The sequence below is a fragment of the Pseudomonas sp. EA_65y_Pfl1_P113 genome (assembly GCF_963970525.1).
Taxonomy (GTDB): domain Bacteria; phylum Pseudomonadota; class Gammaproteobacteria; order Pseudomonadales; family Pseudomonadaceae; genus Aquipseudomonas; species Aquipseudomonas tritici.
The window spans coordinates 83,408-103,304 of record NZ_CAXAQM010000007.1 but is presented as its reverse complement, the minus strand read 5'-3'; the positions used below and the strand labels follow the sequence as shown (position 1 = coordinate 103,304).

12 protein-coding genes are annotated in these 19,897 nt (G+C 59.9%); 5 read left to right on the top strand and 7 right to left on the bottom strand.

Translation table 11 applies throughout. The features are described 5' to 3' along the window. Positions 1 to 26: 26 nt before the first annotated feature. The 4 genes from AACY52_RS09195 to AACY52_RS09180 all read right to left on the bottom strand — a co-directional run bounded on the left by AACY52_RS09195 (position 27) and on the right by AACY52_RS09180 (position 9,239). A complete protein-coding gene (locus AACY52_RS09195; RefSeq protein ID WP_339560434.1) occupies positions 27 to 3,635 on the bottom strand; it encodes a tetratricopeptide repeat protein in 3,609 nt (1,202 codons plus the stop codon). After that, a complete protein-coding gene (locus AACY52_RS09190; protein WP_339421199.1) occupies positions 3,613 to 6,426 on the bottom strand; it encodes a bifunctional glycoside hydrolase 114/ polysaccharide deacetylase family protein in 2,814 nt (937 codons plus the stop codon). The genes AACY52_RS09195 and AACY52_RS09190 overlap by 23 nt, the downstream gene beginning before the upstream one ends. A gap of 62 nt (positions 6,427 to 6,488) precedes the next feature. Beyond that, on the bottom strand, positions 6,489 to 7,421 hold the full coding sequence (locus AACY52_RS09185; RefSeq protein WP_339427341.1) for an NAD-dependent epimerase/dehydratase family protein: 933 nt from the start codon (positions 7,419 to 7,421) through the stop codon (positions 6,489 to 6,491). Positions 7,422 to 7,922: 501 nt separating this feature from the next. Then, entirely contained in the window at positions 7,923 to 9,239 is a 1,317-nt protein-coding gene (locus AACY52_RS09180; RefSeq protein WP_339456718.1) for an OprD family porin, read from the bottom strand. 410 nt (positions 9,240 to 9,649) lie between these two features. Between AACY52_RS09180 and AACY52_RS09175 the strand changes: the two genes are divergently transcribed. Then, complete coding sequence (locus tag AACY52_RS09175) at positions 9,650 to 11,737, top strand: TonB-dependent siderophore receptor (RefSeq protein ID WP_339427343.1); 2,088 nt, start codon at positions 9,650 to 9,652, stop codon at positions 11,735 to 11,737. A 61-nt stretch (positions 11,738 to 11,798) separates the two neighbouring features. Here the strand turns inward: AACY52_RS09175 and AACY52_RS09170 are convergent, their stop codons facing one another. The 3 genes from AACY52_RS09170 to AACY52_RS09160 form a co-directional block, all read right to left on the bottom strand. Next, on the bottom strand, positions 11,799 to 12,014 hold the full coding sequence (locus AACY52_RS09170) for a hypothetical protein (protein ID WP_339427344.1): 216 nt from the start codon (positions 12,012 to 12,014) through the stop codon (positions 11,799 to 11,801). A gap of 234 nt (positions 12,015 to 12,248) precedes the next feature. After that, positions 12,249 to 13,355 carry an agmatine deiminase gene (gene aguA, locus AACY52_RS09165; protein ID WP_339427345.1) on the bottom strand — a complete coding sequence of 369 codons (1,107 nt, stop codon included), beginning with the start codon at positions 13,353 to 13,355 and terminating at the stop codon, positions 12,249 to 12,251. Positions 13,356 to 13,473: 118 nt separating this feature from the next. Next, positions 13,474 to 16,386 (bottom strand): aminotransferase, encoded by a 2,913-nt coding sequence (locus tag AACY52_RS09160; RefSeq protein ID WP_339435727.1) that lies wholly within the window; start codon positions 16,384 to 16,386, stop codon positions 13,474 to 13,476. Between the two features lie 140 nt (positions 16,387 to 16,526). Between AACY52_RS09160 and rfbB the strand changes: the two genes are divergently transcribed. The 4 genes from rfbB to rfbD are packed head-to-tail and all read left to right on the top strand — an operon-like array spanning position 16,527 to position 19,886. Next, the gene (rfbB, locus tag AACY52_RS09155; RefSeq protein WP_339560433.1) at positions 16,527 to 17,609 is read left to right on the top strand and encodes a dTDP-glucose 4,6-dehydratase; all 1,083 of its coding nucleotides are present in this window, start codon (positions 16,527 to 16,529) and stop codon (positions 17,607 to 17,609) included. Then, positions 17,606 to 18,478, top strand: a complete 873-nt coding sequence (rfbA, locus tag AACY52_RS09150) for a glucose-1-phosphate thymidylyltransferase RfbA (RefSeq protein WP_339560432.1) — start codon at positions 17,606 to 17,608, stop codon at positions 18,476 to 18,478. Before rfbB ends, rfbA begins: the two co-directional genes overlap by 4 nt. Further along, entirely contained in the window at positions 18,475 to 19,020 is a 546-nt protein-coding gene (gene rfbC / locus AACY52_RS09145; RefSeq protein ID WP_339560431.1) for a dTDP-4-dehydrorhamnose 3,5-epimerase, read from the top strand. The genes rfbA and rfbC overlap by 4 nt, the downstream gene beginning before the upstream one ends. Then, positions 19,017 to 19,886 (top strand): dTDP-4-dehydrorhamnose reductase, encoded by an 870-nt coding sequence (rfbD, locus tag AACY52_RS09140; RefSeq protein ID WP_339419959.1) that lies wholly within the window; start codon positions 19,017 to 19,019, stop codon positions 19,884 to 19,886. The genes rfbC and rfbD overlap by 4 nt, the downstream gene beginning before the upstream one ends. The last annotated feature ends 11 nt before the right edge of the window (positions 19,887 to 19,897 follow it).

Sequence of the window (19,897 nt, the reverse complement as noted above, 5' to 3'; positions counted from 1 at the left end):
GGTTTTCTCCCGTAGAGATTCTGTAATCAGCGCCCGAAACGCACGCCGTAGCTCATGCCCAGTGTTCCGCCGGATTTGCCATCCCCGCCTTGTGGCGCAGATTGGTAACCGACGGTCAGGGCCAGTTCGTCGTCACCCAGCACTTCAAAGCCGATGCCGGTGTTCATGCCGTAGTTGAAGGTTTGGTCCGTCCACTGCCAGCCTGCCGTCACGTCCACCAGCCAGGTGTATTGGGGCTTGGTGCGCACCAGCGCGCCAGGGATGCCGCGACGCCAGGTGGTACCGACGTAGAGTTGGCCGTAGCGGCTTTGCAGCAGGTTGTCGGCGGTGACCGGGTCTACATCAAGAGGATCAGGCAGACCCGTATCGGCATCTATCGACTGAGGCGTAACCTTGACGGCGCCGCCGTTGCGGCTCGACAGATATTCCAGCTCCCGGTCCTTCACGCTGTTCTTCTGATAATCCGCACCGCCGCGCACCGTCCAGTTAGGCCCGGCGAATTCCAGCGTATGGTTAAGCTCAACCTTCAGCGCATGCCCGGTACCCAGCGAGTCGCCGGCACGGGTAGAGAACGAACGCTGCGCCACTTCCCAGCTCAACTGGTCCCGTGCGGTCAGGCCATGACGCCCGCCGACCCAGGCTCGGTCCTGCTGGCCGAAGGCGCGCATCAAGCCGCTGTCGTCACTCTTGCGATGCCAGTCCAGGCCGGTCTCGAGTTGGTGGCTGGAACCCAGCTGCCACAGGCGCGACAGGCCCAGGCCGTTGCGATCGTCGTCCTTGCGCTGGCTGGTGTCAGCGAACACCTTCCAGCTGCCGTTTTCCACCGAACGAATCAAGGTCAGGGCCGCGTTGCTTTCGTCACCGATCCTCGATGAGATGACGTCGTCGCCCTTGTAGTTGCCGTGCTCCATCTCGAGGTCGGCGTACCAGTTGTCACCCAGGTTGTGAGCGATTTCCAAGCGCGGCGCATCAAACGAGAGGCCACCGAAGTCTTGCTTCTGGTAGGACAGCAGCGCGCCTTGCGGAGTGCTTTCGTGGATCTCAACAGCTTGACGGCGCAGTTGCTCGCGCACCGACTCCGGCTGGTCGTCACCCAATGCGGTCAAGCTGACGTCCAGCGCTTCGTTGGTGCGACCCAGGCGGCTGAGTGCCTGCGCACGTTGCGCCGGGTTCAGGTCGCTGCTGGCCAACAGGGTTTCAACCTGGGCCTTGTTGCGACTGCGCAGCGCTTCCTGAATCTGCTCGTAACGGTCGACCTTGAGGCCTTGGCTACGCGCCCATTCCAGCCATTGGTCTTTCTGCGACTCCTGATTGGTCGCGTCCAGCCGTGCCAGCAAGCGCTCGAACCACATCTGCTTCATCGACGGCGAACCGTCTTTCCACTTCAACAGTTCCTGCTGCGCCTTGCGTGGCGAGTAGCTGCTGGACATCAGCCGCAACCAGATCGCGTAGCGCTGGGACGAAGGTTGCAGCCCTTCAGCCTCGGGGTTGCGCAGCAGTTTCAAGCGCAGCCGTTGTGCCGCATCCTGGTAGCCGGCGGTGTCGAGTGCATCGGCGTATGCCGCCTGCACCAGCCAGTCGTTCGGGGTGAGCTTGAGGTACATGCGGTACCAGGCCAAGGCGTCGGTATCACGATTCAACAACTGACTGGCGCTGGCAAATGGCAGCCAGAGCAGACGGTCCTGACGCGCATAGACGCGCCATTTGGCCAGCAATGGCTTGAGTTTCTCGGTGTTGCCCTGGTCGACATACATCCAGATCATGCGTTCGCGGAACAGGTTGTCGTTGGGATAACGCGACAGGCCCAGCAGGTACAAACGCTCGGCTTCGGCGCTGTCGCCCTGCTCAATCGCCAATGCACCCCGCACGGCCAGAACCTGGGCTTGCTCGTAGGCCTCTGGGTACTGTTTAGCGTCTTCGAGCAACGCGACCACTTGGTCCCACTCCTGCAATTCCTGGGCGAGCTGCAAGGCCTCGACCAAGCGTTGCGGGTCTTGGGCGCGTTTCCAACTGGCGACCATCAGGGCCAGGGCGCGCTGTGGGTCTGGGGTGCGATAAAGGGTGATGAGCTGGCTCTCGTCGCCGCTGATCAGCTTGCCGTTGATGGCCAGCAGGCGTTCCAACGAAACGCGCAGGTCTTCATCACGCTCCAGGTCCCACGCCAGGCTAGCGCGGGCGTGCCAATACTCAGGATCCTCGATCGAAGGGTCATCCACCTTCACGACGTCCCATGCCGCTTGCTCGTCAAACAGCTTCATCTCGGTGCCAACCCAGTCCACGCGCTCGGCCGAGGTCAGGGTGAAGCGTTTGGCGTAGTCGTTGTAAACCTTGCTTCTTGCGGCGAACTGCCCGGTGTTGTCCAGGTTTTGCAGCAAACGTGTCCACGCCAGGCGGTGCCCTGGGTATTTGCGCAGATAGGTGCGCAACCAGGCCTCGGCCTCGGCAGGCGTGCCACGCGATTCGTGGCCATAGATCAACGCGTCCAGCTCGATATCGGTGAGCGCGCGCTGTTGCATGATCTCGGCTAGCAGCGGGATCGAGCGGTCGAAATCGAACTGCTGGCTGGCCAGGCGCCAGGCGTGTTCGCGGGTTTGCGGGTCTTCTTTGAGCTTGAGCAAGCGAATCCAATAACCCAAGGCCGCTGCGTTATCACCGCGCCACTCCCCGAGCAACGCCATTTGATTGAGCAGCTCGGTGTCGTCCGGATAATCGACCGTCAATTGCTGACCGGTTTCCCAGGCGCCCGCCAGGTCATTAATGGCCAGACGCACGTGGAATTCTTTCAGCGCAATGTTCGGATTGTTCGGCTGCACTTCGCGCCACTGCTTGAGCACGCGTTGCGCCAGGTCAAATTGCTTGGTTGCCACGGCGACGTCGACGCCCTGCTCCAGCCATGCCACATCGGTCTGGGGGTTAGTCAGCTGGGGCAATTCGTCGGACAGCACCTGCGCAGCCTGTTTGTCGCGACCCGCCGACAGCAAGCTGTTGAACGCCAACTGCGCGTAATCACGACGCTCTGCCGGTAGCTGGGCGTCGCGCCTGAGCTGCAGGTAAATATCGGCAGCACGCTCAGGTTTTTCGCTGGCCATGTACCACTGAGCCGCCGATTTGAGCGCTTCGGCACGCTGTGCGGGATCGCGAGCGGCGATTTCTTCGTACACACCCGCCGCGAATTCAGGCGCCTGCAAGGTCAACGCCCGCGCCGCCAGGTTTTGCAACTGGGGCAATGGCAATTTGTGGTAATCGAAACTACCCAGGCGCTCGACGAGCGCTTGCTGCGCGATCAAGTCGTTGCTGCTGGTGGCGACCAGCGCGTCCAGTTCAAGACGATAGTAAGCCTGGATTTCAGGCTGTGGCTTGGGCCAGGCATCCAAGTGCTGGCGCGCTTTGGTGTAGTCACCGAGGCGAATCAACAAATCGACCAGTTGCAGACGCAGGTGATCGTCGTCCGGGTGAGCCGTCAGCAGCAGCTCGGCATAGTTGGCCGAGACAGCATCCGGCTGGCGACCGTCGGGCTGGAACACTTCTTCGCGCTGGAAGGTCGCCCACAACAGGCCACCTACGGCAACCGCCACCACCGCCAATGCCCAAGGGTTGAGCAGGCGGCTGTTTTTAGTTGCAGAGGAGCTGACCATTACTCACCTGCTTCATAGGTAATTGAAAAGTCCACAGGCCGGCCGAAGCCTTGCCCGCAAATCGTTGGCCATCCACTTCCACGCGGCAGGCAGTGGCCGAACGTACGGAGAAGGTCAGGTCGAATTGGCCGGCGAACGCAAAGCTCACGCGGCGCTCATCCAGGTAACGCCAGTCCAGCAGAGGCAAATTGGCCTCTTCCAGCGCCGGTCTCGGGTCTCGATCCGGGCGCAGCACCAGCAACGCCTTGTCGCTGCTCAGGGCCACGTAGCGCCCTTGCGGCAAATCGCGCACGCCGGCGATGCCTTGCGATTTCAACAGGTCCGGCCAGCCCATTTGCGCGTCCAGGCGCACGGTACGCAGTGCGTCCATCCCGCGAATCTGCCAGGCGCCATCCGCGGTGCGTGCCAGGCTCGCCTGATACAAACCGTGCAGACGGTCGAGGTAGTCGCTCATCCACAACGACATCGGCTGCTGCTCGCGCATGTAGCCATAGATCTCGTGCATGGCCTTGATCGACGCCTGCTTGGTGCTGGAATAGAAGTGGTAATAGAGGTGCAGGCCACGCAGACGGCGAGGGCTGTCGGTGAGCTGGAACGTCTCGATCAACTCGCGGAAACCGTAATACGGGCCCTTCCACAAGTTGGTGTACAAGTTCTCGTTGATGATCGGCGCGTAGTACTGCAAGCCGCCTGCGGTCGGGCGCAGCAGCGGGTTAAGGCCGGTCAGCGACGGATTGGCCTTGGTCATGATGGTTTCGGCACCGTTGACGTTTTTCAGGCCAGCGTCATACGCCAATTTGATGGTGCTCGCCGATGGCAGCGCATCACCTGGCCAGAACACTAATTTCACCGGCTTCTGCGGGGTGGTCAGGTTCTGGTTGATGTAGTCGCGCGAGCCAAAGATTTCGCGGCGAAAATCAATTTTGTCGTAGCCAGGCACCTTCATGTTCATGCCGTATTCCGGATTGAAGTTCTCGCGTTTCTTGGCTTTTTCCGGCTGCATGAAAAATGGGTGGCTGTAGGTATGCGTGGCAACTTCAACCTTAGGGTTGGCAAAGATCTCGCGTGCAATCGGCTCCAGCTCACGGGCCAGGAAGGGGAACGCGCCGCGGGGCGAAATCTCGGCTTCGATGATCGACACCGAAGTCAGAAACGGGTTGGGCTTGATGTAGTCGTCCAGCGTGTGGCGCCCGGCGTAAGGTGTGCCACGCACTTCGGCGCGGGAAGGGAAGCCATCGCCATCGATGTGCACGGTCGCAATGCGCCGGCCATTTTCGGTGGTGCTGTCCGGGCGCGGCTGGCTTGGCAGGTGCAGGCTGGCCTGGAGAAACGCAAAGGGATCGAGGATCCAACGGCTGCGCTCGTTGTTGGTTTCAAGCAGATAGGGCGCAAGTGCCAAGCCACCCCATTTGCCGACCACCACCGGCGTGAACACCTCACCGCCGGCCCCCTTCAACGACAACGCAGCTGTCGGGCCATTGGGCATCACGGAAACGGCGGTGAGGTCACGCGAGCGCGGCACCACCGGCGCTTCAAATGCGCCCACCAGGGCCTTGTCCTGATGAGTAACGGTCAGCACCTGCGTGGCGGGCGGCGCATCACGCTTGAGGCCAAGGCGCTTGAGCAGCAGCTTGTCTTCAACCGGCAACCCACTGAAAAACGCCACGGGCACCTGTTCGTCCAGGCGCGCATTGATGAAGCGCCTAAACGCAGCCGGGTCCTGCGGCGGGCCGCTGGTCATCCAGGTAACAACGCCGGCGTACAGGCCACTGAAGCTGTACAGCGGAAGGTTGCTGTCGGCCGGAAAATAATCGACGCGATAGCCCAGGTATTCCAGCAAGCCGCCGAGGTCGCTATGGCCGGCAGCATCTTCCAGCGCACCTTCGCGCGGGTCGAAAATCAGCGCGATTCGGCGTGGCTGAACCTCGATGCTGCTGATGCCCAGGGTATTGAGGTCAGGCGTGCTGATATACGGGATGTAGCCTTCTTCGCGCAGACGCTTTGCCAGTTTGCGCGCTTCTTCACGGCGCTCAGGCGGCAAGTAATCAATCGCTACCAGCGGGATGCCTTTGGCACGCAGCGGTTTCAAATGCGTTTCAAGCCATTCGCGGTCGGACTCCGAGACCGGGCGATAACGCTTGGCGGAGGCGTCCCAGCCCGCGTGAATCGACTCGACTGCCACGGCGGCGGCGACGCCATCCAGCTCAGGCAATACTTCGAAACCGCGATTGAAGAACAACTTCAATTTTGGCTGACGCTTGTGCATTTCACGCAGCAGGTTGGCCAGGCCCACGCGCTGAGTTTCACGCTGGGCTTGAGGCAGCAACTGGAAACTGTCGAGGGTGTCGAGAAATACACCGCCATAACCTTGGGCTTCCAAGGCTTTGGCGCGAGCAAATAAATGCTCACGCCAGGCTTGCGAAGTGAGGTCCATGACCTGGCTGTCCCAGGCATCGTTACGCACCGGGGACACCGCTTTGCTCAAGCCGGCTTTTTCGAGCGCCGCCTTATTGCCGTCGAATTCGCCCACGGACAAATAAGCAAAGGGTTCGCTGCCCAGCGTGCGCAAGGTTTTGACGTCGGCGGGCGTCATGTGGCCGGGCTCGACCACAGCCCAGTCAAACTGCGACAACTCCGCCAGGGGCGGCTGCTCGGCGTACCAGAAGGCCACGCTGGCCGGCTGCGGCGACGTCGCGGCCTGCGCAATAGACCCGCCAACGAACAACGCAAAAGCGGTCAGTAGCCGCTCAGCTATTGCGCGGACACGCGTCCTGCGAAAAACGATTTCCATAATGCACTCTTGAAATGATTGAAACTGAGACGGCGCTAAGGTCGAACAGGGTGACCGGCGGGTTACAAACTGCGAAGTAGCTGCGTTAAACCCTGGCCCACGGACGTCGGTTCCGAGAGCACGTAGCGTTGCAGCAAGCGCGTGTTGTCCGCGCGGGAATGACGAATATCGCCTTGGCGTTGCGCCTGGTGCGTCACCGTCAGCGCCGTACCGGTCGCACCACCCAGCTCGCTGATCAGGTCGTTCAAACTGGTCGCGCGGCTGAACCCGACATTGACCGCACCAGGGGCAGCCTCGCGGGCCTCCACGGCCTGCACGAGAATGCTCACCAGATCTTGCACGTAGACAAAATCGCGCGTCTGCCCACCGTCACCGAATACGGTAATCGGCTGCTTGGCGATTGCCCGCTGGCTGAAGATACTGATCACACCCGAGTACGGAGAGGACGGGTCCTGGCGTGGGCCAAAGATATTGAAGAAGCGAAAAATCACAGGCTCCAAGCCATGTTCGCGACGATAGAAGTCCAGGTAATACTCACTGGCCAGCTTGTCGCACGCGTAAGGCGTCAGGGGAGACTTGGGGGTGTCTTCTTCAATGGCCGTGCCTTCGCCATTGTTGCCATAGACTGCAGCGCTGGAAGCGAATACCACACGTTTGACACCCGCCTTCAACATGGCTTGGCACACATTGAGCGTGCCGACGAAATTGCTCTGGTGGGTAGCGACAGGATCATCCACCGACGCCTGCACCGATGCCACTGCTGCCAGGTGAACCACAGCATGACAGCCCAGCATGGCTTGCTCGACCACCGCGGTGTCTGCAACATCACCCACGACGACATCCAGATGCGGATTCCCGATAGGCAAATTGCTCGTCTTGCCGGTCGACAGATTATCCAGCACACGAATGCTGTAGCCCTTGCCCAGCAAGGCATCTACCAAATGCGAGCCAATAAAGCCTGCACCACCGGTAATCAAAACTCGCTTAACATCCATGGAGGTTCTTCCTGACGACTCAAGCGGAGATTTCATATAGGCAGTCCGCTAACGGTGGCACGATTAAGGCCCAGCACAGGCTGAAAAATACCTCAGCCCGCTTGGTGCAATGATGTCAGTTTAGTGGCTTGAAGCCATCAAAACGCCGCCGATCATGTTAGATCCGGGAGAAACTGTCAACATATCGTCTTTTATGCCGCCAGACGGTAGGTGACTTTAAATCATCGCCATTTAATTGACTCGTATCGGGTGTTTAAACGCGGTTAACGTCGATTGGATTAGGCGAAATTTTCGCCACTTATCTGTGATCCGTTGTTTCAGAAATCCCGCCTTGTCAGTGCTTTTTAAAAATTTTTTACAGCGCTCCTGAAAAGGGATCTGCGCAACATTTGTGGGCATAAAGCGTGTGCTGAGGCGCAAAAGGACTGCCGGGCGCACATAAAAAACCCCGAACGGGTCGGGGTTTTTTATCGCCTGGCATCAGGCGCGACCCCGGATCAATTAGAAAACGTTGATCGGGTAGTCGGCGAACAGACGGATTTCGTTACCGCCTACGTTGTACTGGTCAGCGTTGTTGGAAACGCGCAGCCACGAGGCGCGAGCACGCAGGCTCAGGTCTTTGGCTGGGCCGCTCTGGACCACGTACTTGAACTGGTTCCAGATTTCGCGCTCGGTGCCATCGCCACGGTTGGTGCCGTCGTCGATGTTGGTACCGCGCACGTAGGCCACGTTGTAGGTCAGGCCCGGTACGCCGAAGGTGGCGAAATCGATGCCGTAGCCAAGTTGCCACGAACGCTCGTCCTTGCCGTTGAAGTCAGACCAGTAGGAGTTGGCCAGCAGGATGGTGTTGCCACCGTCGCCGATGCCGCCAGCGTTGCGGTAGCCGCCATACAGGTAGCCGGTGTCGCCGGTGCTGCGCTGGTGAGCGACGGTGAAGCTGTGCGGGCCAACAGCCCACGTGGCGCCCAGGCTCCAGATTTTGTTGTCACGGGCGTCAGCATCTTTCTGGTTTTCCAGGGCGAAGCTGCGGTCCAGCTTGGTTTTGTAGCCGTTGAAGTCAAACGTCAGCGACTGCTTCTCTGGCAGGGCCAGCACGTAGTTGACGTTGACGTATTGCTTCTTCAGCACGTCCTGCATGTGGGAGGCATACAGCGCGGCCGACAGGCTTTCGGTGAATTTGTAGCTACCACCGATATAGTCGATGCTTTTCAGGCGACCGCTGTCGGTGCCTTCCATGCTCTTGCGCGCTTCTTTGGTGAAGTGACCCGCGTCCAGTTGCAGACCGGCGATCTCTTTGGAAACAATCGAAGTACCGGTGTAGGTTTCCGACAACAGACGGGAGTTGTCGTACTGCAGCACAGGCACAGCCGGGAACTGATCACCGTACTTGAGCACCGTGTTGGAAACGCGGAACTTCACGGCAGCGCCGCCCTTGGCCAGGTCATGGGGTGCCGAGCCAGGGTTGTTCGAGCCATCAGGGTTGGTAGTGCCATTGCCCTGTTTGAAGAAGTCGATGCCGCCCGCGCCAGCGCGACCTTGACCACCGTCCAGACGGATCGCGTACTGGCCGATCACGTCCACACCCACACCCACGGTACCTTGGGTGAAACCGGACTCGAACTTGCCGATGAAGCCTTGGCCCCATTCGGCTTTGTCTTGCTTGCCGTTTTTGTAGTCACGGCTGATGTAGGCGTTACGGGCGGCGATATTCAGGTGGCTGTCTTCAACAAAACCCTTGGATTGGTCCTGGTCGTTGGCCATTGCTGTCGATGCGCTCAAAATCCCCAGAGCGATCAGACTCATCCGTTGCTTCAACATTTTTTTGTATTCCTTGTTTCTGGTTGAGTACGCGCTATGACACCAGGCCCCGTGTCGCTTTTCTGGTGTCGACTGCTTCCGGAAAAAAGAAGGCCCGCGGACGACTTAACAGGCCGCGAGCCTTTTTTATTGGATGAGTCATGGCTATTAGCCAAGGCGTTGGGCGCAATCCTAGTCGCGCGTTGAACTATGTGTCAATTTCGTGAATCGTCTGTATTTAGGCGAAATAATTCTAAACAAGGGCCTATTGCTGTTCTGAAAACGACAAAAAATCCCCTTCAAATGCCTTTGAAACACATCTCGTAACATATTTCGAAGTCGATACGTTTGGTAATAGATAACGCGCGCAAATGCAAAGCATTACCATTAACGCGCAGTTTTCCTCCCACACAATTCGGATACATGCCTTCATGCCTGCCCTTCGCCTGACGCCCATCACCCTTGGGCTTTGCGTTCTGCTGTCTGCCGGTTTTGCCTGTGCGGCCACCACCTTGCCTGAAACCTCGATCAGTGCCGAAGCTGACGAAGACGACCCGCGGGTCAAGGAAACCAGCACGGCCACCCGCACCGCCACACCCGTGCGCTATGTGCCCCAGGCCATCGATTCAGTGAAGACCGAAAGCCTGCGCGCCTACGGCACCAATGACCTTGGCCAGGCGTTAAGCGGCATCCCGAACGTCAGCAGCGGCGCCGACACACGTTTCGACAGTTTGCGCATCCGCGGTTTCGACGCGAGCAATGACTTCTACCTTGATGGCATTCGTGACGACAGCCAATACATTCGCGACCTGCATAACATCGAGCGCATCGAAGTGCTCAAGGGGCCTGCGGCAGTACTTTACGGGCGAGGCGGTCAGGGAGGAATCGTCAACCGTGTGAGCAAGCTGCCTATTGCCGGACACACGTCGAGCATTGAGGCCCAAGGCGCCAGCAATGATTTGCGCAGCCTGTACGCCGACCTCAGCACCGACCCCACCGATAACATCAGCCTGCGCCTGAACATGGGTAACCAGGACAACAACAGCTTTCGCGACGGTGTGAGCGGCAACCGCCAGCTCTTCGCGCCGTCCTTGAGCTGGCAACTGACGCCAGACCTGAACTGGCTGGTGCAATACGAATACAGTCGCTACAACCGCACGCCCGACCGTGGCATTCCTGGAGCGAACGGGCGCCCGGCTGACGTGAGCCGAAGCACCACCTACGGCGACAGCCGGGACTACATCGACGACAAAACCCAGTCGCTGCGCTCCAAGCTGGCCTATGAGCTCAACGCCAACTGGCAACTGCGCCAGACCCTGGGTGTGTTCAAGCTCGACAGCGATTTCGACAATACCTACGTCACCGCCTATACCCCGTCGACCAACCGTGTCACGCGCCAGCGCTGGCAGCAGGACCTGACCACTCTCAACATCTTCAACAACGTCGAGCTGGAAGGCGGCTTCAGCACCTTCGGCCTGGAGCACCGCTTGCTCACCGGCCTTGAACTGGGCAGCCAGCGCCGCGACCCGAAGCTGTATACCGCCACTGCCGTCGCACAAGGCGGCCGCGTCGTGCCGCCCCTGGATCTCAACCAGCCCAATCGCAACCTCAGCCACACCGGGCGGATGAGCCTGCAAAGCAACAACCACACCGAAGTCGACAGTCGCGCCATCTATGTACAGGATCAACTGCGCCTGAATGACCAGTGGCAAATCCTGGCCGGCCTGCGTTACGACCGCTTCGAGGTAGACACCAAGAGCAAGCTGCTCAACACCCAGCAGGCCGTCAAAAGCCACAGCACCAGCCCGCGTTTTGGCCTGGTGTGGACGCCGCTTGAACATCACTCGTTCTATGCCTCATGGAGCAAGACGTTCTCCCCAGCGGGCGGCGGCTTGATCGGCATCACCCCGAACGCCGCCGGCAGCGTCAACGACCTGAGCCCTGAGCTGACCAAGCAGAAGGAAATCGGGGTCAAGAGCGACTGGCTCGACGACCGCCTGAGCACCACCCTCGCCGTGTACGAACTGGAACTCTACAACCGCCGCACCAGCGACCCGCTGGACCGCACCATCACCCTGCTCAGCGGCTTGCAGCGCTCACGCGGCGTGGAGCTGACCGCCACCGGAAAAATCGTCGGAAACTGGTATGTACGCGGTGGTGTGGGCTTGCAGAATGCCACGGTCGAGAAGGACAACAACGGCTTTGAAGGCAAGCGCGTCAGCGATGTGGCCAAGCGTAATGGCAGCCTGTTCATTACCTGGAAACCGGAGATGGGCTGGTACGCGGAAACCGGCCTGACGCTGGTCGGCGACCGTTATGCCGACAGCCTCAACACCGTGGTGTTACCGGGTTATGGCCGCTGGGATGCGTTGGCGGGGTTCCGTCAGAAGGCGTGGGATGTAAGGGCGGCGCTGAACAACATCGCGGATAAAACCTACTACGCGTCGGCGACCAGTGTGGCGCAGATCCAGCCAGGGGAGCCGCGCAGTCTCATCGTGACCGGCACCTATAGCTTTTGAGGAAAACGCGGTCAGTGAGGGAGCTGGCTTGCCTGCTCCCACAGTTGATTTCGGTGGTGCTTTAGCTACTCAACACGTCACAAAACGCATGCACTTCGTCCTCACTGAACAACCCCGCCGGGTAGCGTTCACGCATCACACTGTGCAAGTCAGGCTGTTGCCTGATCTGTCGCGAACCGTTTTCCTTCAACCAGAGCGCCAGCGCATGGATCGCGTCACCATTGACCCGCAAGGGGTGAAACGTGCGCGTGTACATCGGGTTAATATCGGCGTTCATTTCTGCGCTCTCTCCTACTGCGTGAGCGGCTAACTTACTCAAGGTTTATGACAGAACTGCGCAGTCATCGCCCTGGGCCACTGTGACAACAGCGATACAAGAGCTATGCCAATGTCTCGTGTTTATAGGTATGCCGACACAAAAAAGCCCGCAACCTTGCAGGGCTGCGGGCTTGCTGTTGGCGCTGAAACCGGGGAGCACCCGGCTAGCGCCATGACACTGTTACAAGTGCACTCAGTTTTTGTGCGGGGCTGGCTGTTGTTGGGTCAGGCAATGGATATTACCGCCACCCAGTAACAGTTCGCGGCCCGGCACCATCACCACTTCGTGCTGCGCGAACAGGTCCTGCAGGATTGTCTTGGCCACGCTGTCCAGCGGGTCATCGAAGCTCGGCGCAATGATGCCGCCATTGACGATCAAAAAGTTGACGTAGGAACCGGCCAACCGCACGGTCGGATTACGCTCCTGGGTCCCGTCAACCGGATCGACACCGGCGCATTCTTCCTCCGTCGCGTAAAGCGGTCCTGGGATCGGCATTTTATGCACTGTGAACGAGCGACCCTGGGCATCGGTGCTGCTTTGCAGCACGTCCATGGCGGCATGGCAGCGTGCGTAGTTCGGGTCTTGCGGGTCATCGGTCCAGGCCAGCAGCACTTCGCCAGGGCGCACGTAGCAGCAGAAGTTATCCACATGGCCGTCGGTCTCGTCGTTGAACAGGCCGTCTGGTAACCAGATAATTTTATCCACAGCCAGGTTGGCACTCAGCACCGCTTCAATCTCGGCACGGCCCAAGTGCGGGTTGCGATTGCGGTTGAGCAGGCATTCTTCGGTAGTGATCAGGGTGCCTTCGCCGTCAACATGGATCGAACCGCCCTCCAGCACAAAGCCTTCGGTGCGATAGCGCGGGGCCCGTTCGATCTCGAGGATCTTGCCGCCGACCTGCGAATCGCGGTTCCACGGCGAATACAGGCCGCCATCAAAACCGCCCCAGGCGTTGAAGTCCCAGTTCACACCGCGCACTTCGCCGCTGTTGTTGATCACGAAGGTCGGCCCGGTGTCGCGCACCCAGGCGTCATCGCTGGACATCTCCACCACCCGGATATTCGGCACATCCAGGCGCGCGCGGGCATTTTCGTACTGGCCGGCGGAAACCGCTACGGTCACCGGCTCAAACCGTGCGATGGCCTTGGCCACCGCCACGTGAGCGGCCTGCGCTGGCTTAGCGCCCAGGCGCCAGTTGTCCGGGCGCTCTGGCCAGATCATCCAGGTTTGAGTCTGTGGCGCCCATTCGGCAGGCATGTGGAAGCCATCGGCGCGGGGGGTGCTGTGCAGGGTGGTCATGGCGATCAGGACTCCGAATGGGGGTAAAGGCCGACTTTATAACGGATATAAATCGGCTTTAAAAGCAACATAAGATCATAGTAGATGAACATGACAGAAAATAGCCGATAAAAATCGATTATTGCGCGTGTTCCTCCAGCACCTTCGACAGCATGTCGACAAAGAAATCCACGCTGCGTTTGGACGTGACCATCGGCGGCTTGATCTTGAGAATGTTCAAATAATCACCCGTGGGCTGCATGAAGATCCCCAGCTCCCGCAGGCGGTCGCATAGCAAGGCGGTCTCCTCAGTGGCCGGATCCAGGGTGCGCCGGTCGCGCACCAATTCCAGGCCGAGATAAAAACCGGAGCCATGGACAGCGCCCACTAATGGATGACGATCGATCAATTCTTCCAGCCGCGCCTTGAAATGCCCACCGACCACCTGGGCGTTTTCCCACAGCTTTTCTTCCTCCATCACATCCAATACGGCCATGCCGATCCGGCAACTCACCGGGCTCCCCCCGGACGATGAGAAGAAGTACCCCTCAGCCTCCAGCGCCTCGGCGATTTCGCGACGGGTGATCACCGCCCCCAACGGCTGGCCGTTCCCCATTCCCTTGGCCATGGTGATGATATCGGGCACCACGCCCTGCTCTTCAAAGCCCCAGAAAAAATGCCCCATACGGCCGTAACCCACTTGCACTTCATCGGCGATGCACACGCCGCCCCTGGCGCGGACAAGTGCATACACCTGCTGCAAATAGCCCGGCGGCAGGGAGATGCCGCCGGCGTTACCGTACACCGGCTCGCAGATGAACCCTGCCAGTTGGCGTTTGCTCGCGGCGATTTTCGCCAGGTTGTGTTCCACGCTTCGTACGTAATCAGGCGCACTGTCCTGCCCGCGGAACTCACCTCGATAAGTATTGGGTGCGGTCACCGGGTGCACCCAGTCCGGGCGACTGCTCAGCGCCTGGGGGTTGTCGGCAATCGAGGTGGACACCGCATCTGCCGCCACCGACCAGCCGTGGTAAGCCTCGAGCACGCTGAGCATGTCGCGGCCGCCGCTGTAGGCCCAGGCCAGGCGGATCGCCAGGTCATTGGCCTCGGTGCCGCTGTTGACCAGGAACACGCGGTCCATGCCTTGCGGCGCCAGCGCCAGCAAGCGCTCGGAGAACTCGGCAATCGCCGCGTAGTGAAAACGTGAGTTGGTATTGAGCAGCGACCACTGGCGCGCCGCCACTGCCGCCATGCGCGGGTGGCCATGGCCCAGCACTGCCACGTTGTTGAGCATGTCGAGGTACGAACGGCCCTGCATGTCGATGAGGTGGTTGCGCCAGCCGCGTTCGATGCGCGGTGGGTCTACGTAATAGTGCTTTTGCGAACGGGCGAAACTGGCGTCGCGGCGAGCGAGCAGGGCCTCAGGGTCCAACTCGGGCTCTGCGTCGCACGCCAGCCCCAGCAGTGCCGCCGGCGAGGGGCACAGCGCCTGCCACGCCTGCGCCCGGGACGGCGTGCAGAACAGCGGCGCCGGAAAGCCAACACGGCACAGTTGCACGGTCAGCGGGCCTTCGACCTCACCGATCACCTGGCCCTTGAGTACGGCGGTGCCAGGCTGCAACAGCGCGTTGGCACCCCACAACCGCACATTGGCTTCGCTGCAGTGCACACGCAGTTCGCCATTCACGCCAGGGCGGACGATGCCCGCAAACGGCGCCTCGATAGAGGTGCCCTTGGGCACGTGCAGCTCGACGTGCAACGCGAACGTCTCAGGTTCATAAGCGCTGTCGGGCTGCGTGCGCGACAAGCGGTACTGCCCGTATCGACTGGCGGCCAAGCCGTGCACTGCGGCTGCATCCTGCAACAAGCGCTGGTCAATTCCCGCCTGTTCCCAGTTGCCTGCCTCGAAATGCGGGCTGAGCACGCCCAGGTCGATCAACGCAAACTCACGTCCTACCAGGCCCGGTAGCAAGGGCGCGAAGCCTTGGCCGGCAATCGGCGCCAACGCCTGCCCGACACAATCCAGGATCGCCGCCTCCATCAACTCAAACGGCACTGACGTCGCCACGTGGAAAATTTCCCACTCATGTTCGGCGTTTTTCAGCAGGTAGCTGTTATCTGGATCCAGGCGTTGCTGCTGCTCGCTGCTCAACACCAGCACCGCCGCCCGCGCAACGATCAGCGGCCACAGCGCCTGCAATTCTTCGTGTTGCAACGGTGTCACCGCATGACAGGCCTGGATCGCAGGCAAGATGGCAAAGGGATCGCCCTCGGAATGGTGCAGCAACGCGGCGCAGGTCACTGACAGATCGGCGATGCGCCAGGTGTGCACCAGATCGCCGAAATCGATAACGCCCTGAAGTTGCCAGTGACGTTGCGCATCACGCTGCCACACGACGTTGTCATCGGTGATATCCATGTGCACCGCTTGCCACGGTAGATGATCAGCCAGGGGACGGAGGTGGTCTTCGACCTGCCCGACCACATGCTCCAGTGCTTCGCGGTGGGGCAGGTTTTCCAGGGTTGCCAGCAGATGAGCGATCAGCTCCGGGGCATGGCGCGGGTCCCATTGCAGGGTACGTTCCAGGCCCGGGTGTTCGAACGAGGCCAGCACTTGGCTCATCCGCCCACACAGATCACCGAAACGTGCAATGACCTCACGGCCCAAGTGAGGCTGATGGGTCAACGGCTGGCCATCGATATAGCCCAGCACCCGCACGTGCAGGGTTTGGCTGTCGAGGGTCAGGGTCAGCAATTCTTCACCGCTCACGGCTTTGATGACCTTGGGCACGTGCACATCGGCTTGGGCCTGTAGAGCATTGAGCGCCGCGTGCTGGGCCTGCAGCTCAACGGCAGCGTAGTCACCGCGGCAGATTTTCAGAACAAACCGGCCGCGCGGGCTGTCGACTCTGTAGTTGAGGTCCTGCTGGCTCCCCAACGAGTACAGGGAGCCCGTCAGGCCGTAATGCTCCTCGAGCAGCCGAGCCGCCTGATCGGGGCCAACTTGCGGGCAGGGTAGACTGGCGCGATGGATCAGGGTGGCGAGCAACATGGAGGGAAGCCTCGGTTTTTTAGGGGTGTATATCGCCATTGTTCAGGGGGTTAGGCAACCCCCGAAGCATACAGACCTGCCCAGCGTCACGACTCAGGCTATGCTCGCTAATCGTCCGTCTAAGGAAAAGGGGCCCCGACATGCGCATTCTCATTACCGGTGGCGCCGGTTTCATCGGTTCTGCTTTGGTACGTCACTTGATTCAGCACACCGAGCACGAAGTGCTCAACCTGGACAAGCTCACCTACGCTGGCAACCTAGAATCGTTGACCCATATTGCGTCAAACAGCCGCTATGAATTCGTCCAGGCCGATATCAACGTCCAGGCGACAGTCAGCGCTGTGCTGGCACGCTTCGAGCCCCAGGCGATCATGCACCTGGCAGCCGAATCCCATGTTGACCGGTCAATTGATGGTCCGTCGGACTTTATCCAGACCAATATCGTCGGCACCTACAGCCTGCTGGAAGCCGCTCGTGGTTACTGGCAGACGCTCAGCGGTCCGGCAAGAAGCGCGTTCCGATTCCATCATATTTCGACCGACGAAGTGTACGGCGACCTGCATGGTGTAAACGACCTGTTCACCGAGACCACGCCCTATGCGCCCAGTTCGCCGTACTCTGCGAGCAAAGCGGCGTCCGACCATCTGGTCCGCGCCTGGCAGCGTACGTACGGCTTGCCGGTGCTGCTAACCAACTGTTCAAACAATTACGGGCCATTCCATTTCCCCGAAAAACTCATCCCGCTGGTGATCCTCAACGCGCTCGCAGGTAAGCCGTTGCCGGTCTATGGTGATGGTTTGCAGGTGCGCGACTGGCTGTTTGTCGAAGACCACGCCCGGGCATTGCTCAAAGTGGTAACTGAGGGCGTGGTGGGCGAGACCTACAATATTGGCGGCCACAACGAACAAAAGAACATCGACGTGGTGCGCAACATCTGCGCCTTATTGGAAGAGCTGGCACCGCAGCACGCAGCTGGGGTGCAGCAATACACCGACCTGATCACCTTCGTAAAAGACCGGCCTGGCCATGACCTACGCTATGCCATCGACGCCAGCAAGATCGAACGTGAGCTGGGCTGGTTACCCGAGGAAACATTTGAGACTGGTCTACGCAAAACCGTGCAGTGGTACCTGGATAACCTGGAATGGTGCCGCAGGGTCCAGGACGGTAGTTACCAGGGCCAACGATTGGGCAACACCGACATGAGGGATCTGATCACATGAAAGGAATTATATTGGCCGGCGGCTCCGGCACACGTCTTCACCCCATCACTTTGGGCGTGTCCAAGCAATTGTTGCCGGTGTATGACAAACCGATGATCTACTACCCGATTTCGGTGCTGATGCTGGCGGGCATCAAGGAGATTCTAGTGATTTCCACCCCAGCGGACCTACCGCAATACCGCAACCTTATGGGTGACGGTAGCCAATTCGGGGTGACATTCAGCTACGCCGAGCAGCCCTCGCCGGACGGCCTGGCGCAGGCCTTTCTGATTGGCGAGCAGTTCATTGGCAGCGATCCGGTGTGTCTGATTCTCGGCGATAACATTTTCCACGGCCAAAGCTTCAGTGCACAGTTGCACGCAGCGGTAAAACGCGGCAAAGGCGCCACGGTGTTTGGCTACTGGGTCAAAGACCCGGAACGCTTCGGAGTGATCGACTTTGACAGCGAAGGCCGCGCCCTGTCCATCGAAGAAAAACCGGCAGTGCCCAAATCCAGCTACGCCGTCACCGGTCTGTATTTTTACGACAACGATGTGATCAATATCGCCAAAGCGGTGAAGCCTTCCGCCCGTGGCGAATTGGAAATCACCGACGTCAACAACGCCTACTTACAGCGGGGTGACCTGCACGTTGAACGCTTCGGCCGTGGCTTCGCCTGGCTCGACACCGGCACCCACGACAGCCTGCTGGACGCCTCACAATACGTGCAGACCATTGAGCGCCGCCAGGGACTCAAAGTGGCATGCCTTGAAGAAATAGCCTATGGCAACGGTTGGATCGATCGCGACCACCTGCTCGAGCGCGCCAAATGCTTTGGCAAGACCGGTTACGGCCAATACCTCTACTCGCTGGCTGGAGGCAACCAGTGAACATCATTGCAACCTCACTGCCCGGCGTACTGATCATCGAACCCAAAGTGTTCGGTGATGAACGCGGCTATTTCTACGAGAGCTTCAACGCACGGGCGTTTGAAGAGGCGACCGGGCTCAAGCGCAATTTTGTGCAGGACAACCACTCGCGCTCGCAAAAAGGTGTGTTGCGTGGTCTGCATTACCAACTCGAACGTACCCAGGGAAAACTGGTGCGCGTCACGGCCGGTGAAGTGTTGGACGTAGCAGTGGATATCCGCCGCAGCTCGCCGAACTTTGGCCAGTGGGTGAGCGTGCGGTTGTCGGCGCAGAACCATCGCCAACTGTGGGTGCCGGAGGGTTTCGCGCATGGTTTTGTGGTGTTGAGCGATCATGCCGAGTTTCTGTACAAGACCACGGACTACTACCAGCCCAGCGCTGAACGCAGCATGCTGTGGAATGATCCAACGCTGGCCATCAACTGGGAGCTGACCGAGGCGCCGCAGCTGTCCGCCAAGGATCAAAATGGCAAAAGCCTGAAAGATGCCGATCTATTCCCATGAAAATCCTGATCACCGGCCAACACGGCCAAGTCTCCCGCGAACTGCAACTTCGGCTCCAGGACCTCGGCGATCTCATCGTTCTCGGCCGCGACCACCTCGACCTGGCCAACCCAGACCAGATCCGCCAGCAGGTCCGCGCCCATCGCCCTGACCTGATCATCAACGCCGCCGCCCACACGGCTGTCGATCAAGCTGAAAGCGAGCCAGACGTGGCGTTTGCGATCAACGCCATCGCCCCCGGCGTTCTCGCGCAGGAAGCCAAAACCCTGGGCATCCCGTTGATCCACTACTCCACCGACTACGTGTTCGACGGCAGCAAACCCGCCCCCTACACCGAAGCCGACACGCCGAACCCGCTGGGGGTCTATGGCCAGAGCAAACTGGCGGGCGAGCAGGCGATTACGGCCGTTGGCGGCAAATACTTGATCCTGCGCACCAGCTGGGTCTACTCCAGCCACGGCAAGAACTTCCTGCTGACCATGCAGCGCCTGTTACAGGAAAAGCCGCAGATGCGCATCGTCGCCGACCAAATCGGCGCGCCAACCTGGGCCGGCAGCATCGCCCACAGCACGCGTAGGTTGATCGAGCGCTGGCAGGCGGGCGAGCCGGGTGAATGGGGTGTCTATCACTTGACTGCCAGAGGCGAAACGTCGTGGTTCGGGTTTGCCGAGGCGATTGGCGAGCATCTGCGCAAGCAAGGCAACGCCTGCGCTGAACTGGAGCCGATCCCTGCCAGCGCCTACCCGACGCCAGCCAGGCGCCCATTGAACTCGCGTCTCGATTGCAGTCGCCTGCAGCAGCAATGGCACGTCAGCCAACCGCCGTGGCAAGACGCATTGCGCGAGTGTCTTGCAGAGCAGCACTAGGCATAATGCGC

Excerpts from the sequence above, each read along its gene's own strand:
- AACY52_RS09195 (WP_339560434.1), bottom strand. The coding sequence starts at position 3,635 with ATGGTCAGCTCCTCTGCAACTAAAAACAGCCGCCTGCTCAACCCTTGG.
- AACY52_RS09190 (WP_339421199.1), bottom strand. The coding sequence starts at position 6,426 with ATGGAAATCGTTTTTCGCAGGACGCGTGTCCGCGCAATAGCTGAGCGG.
- AACY52_RS09185 (WP_339427341.1), bottom strand. The coding sequence starts at position 7,421 with ATGGATGTTAAGCGAGTTTTGATTACCGGTGGTGCAGGCTTTATTGGC.
- AACY52_RS09180 (WP_339456718.1), bottom strand. The coding sequence starts at position 9,239 with ATGTTGAAGCAACGGATGAGTCTGATCGCTCTGGGGATTTTGAGCGCA.
- AACY52_RS09175 (WP_339427343.1), top strand. The coding sequence starts at position 9,650 with ATGCCTGCCCTTCGCCTGACGCCCATCACCCTTGGGCTTTGCGTTCTG.
- AACY52_RS09170 (WP_339427344.1), bottom strand. The coding sequence starts at position 12,014 with ATGAACGCCGATATTAACCCGATGTACACGCGCACGTTTCACCCCTTG.
- aguA (WP_339427345.1), bottom strand. The coding sequence starts at position 13,355 with ATGACCACCCTGCACAGCACCCCCCGCGCCGATGGCTTCCACATGCCT.
- AACY52_RS09160 (WP_339435727.1), bottom strand. The coding sequence starts at position 16,386 with ATGTTGCTCGCCACCCTGATCCATCGCGCCAGTCTACCCTGCCCGCAA.
- rfbB (WP_339560433.1), top strand. The coding sequence starts at position 16,527 with ATGCGCATTCTCATTACCGGTGGCGCCGGTTTCATCGGTTCTGCTTTG.
- rfbA (WP_339560432.1), top strand. The coding sequence starts at position 17,606 with ATGAAAGGAATTATATTGGCCGGCGGCTCCGGCACACGTCTTCACCCC.
- rfbD (WP_339419959.1), top strand. The coding sequence starts at position 19,017 with ATGAAAATCCTGATCACCGGCCAACACGGCCAAGTCTCCCGCGAACTG.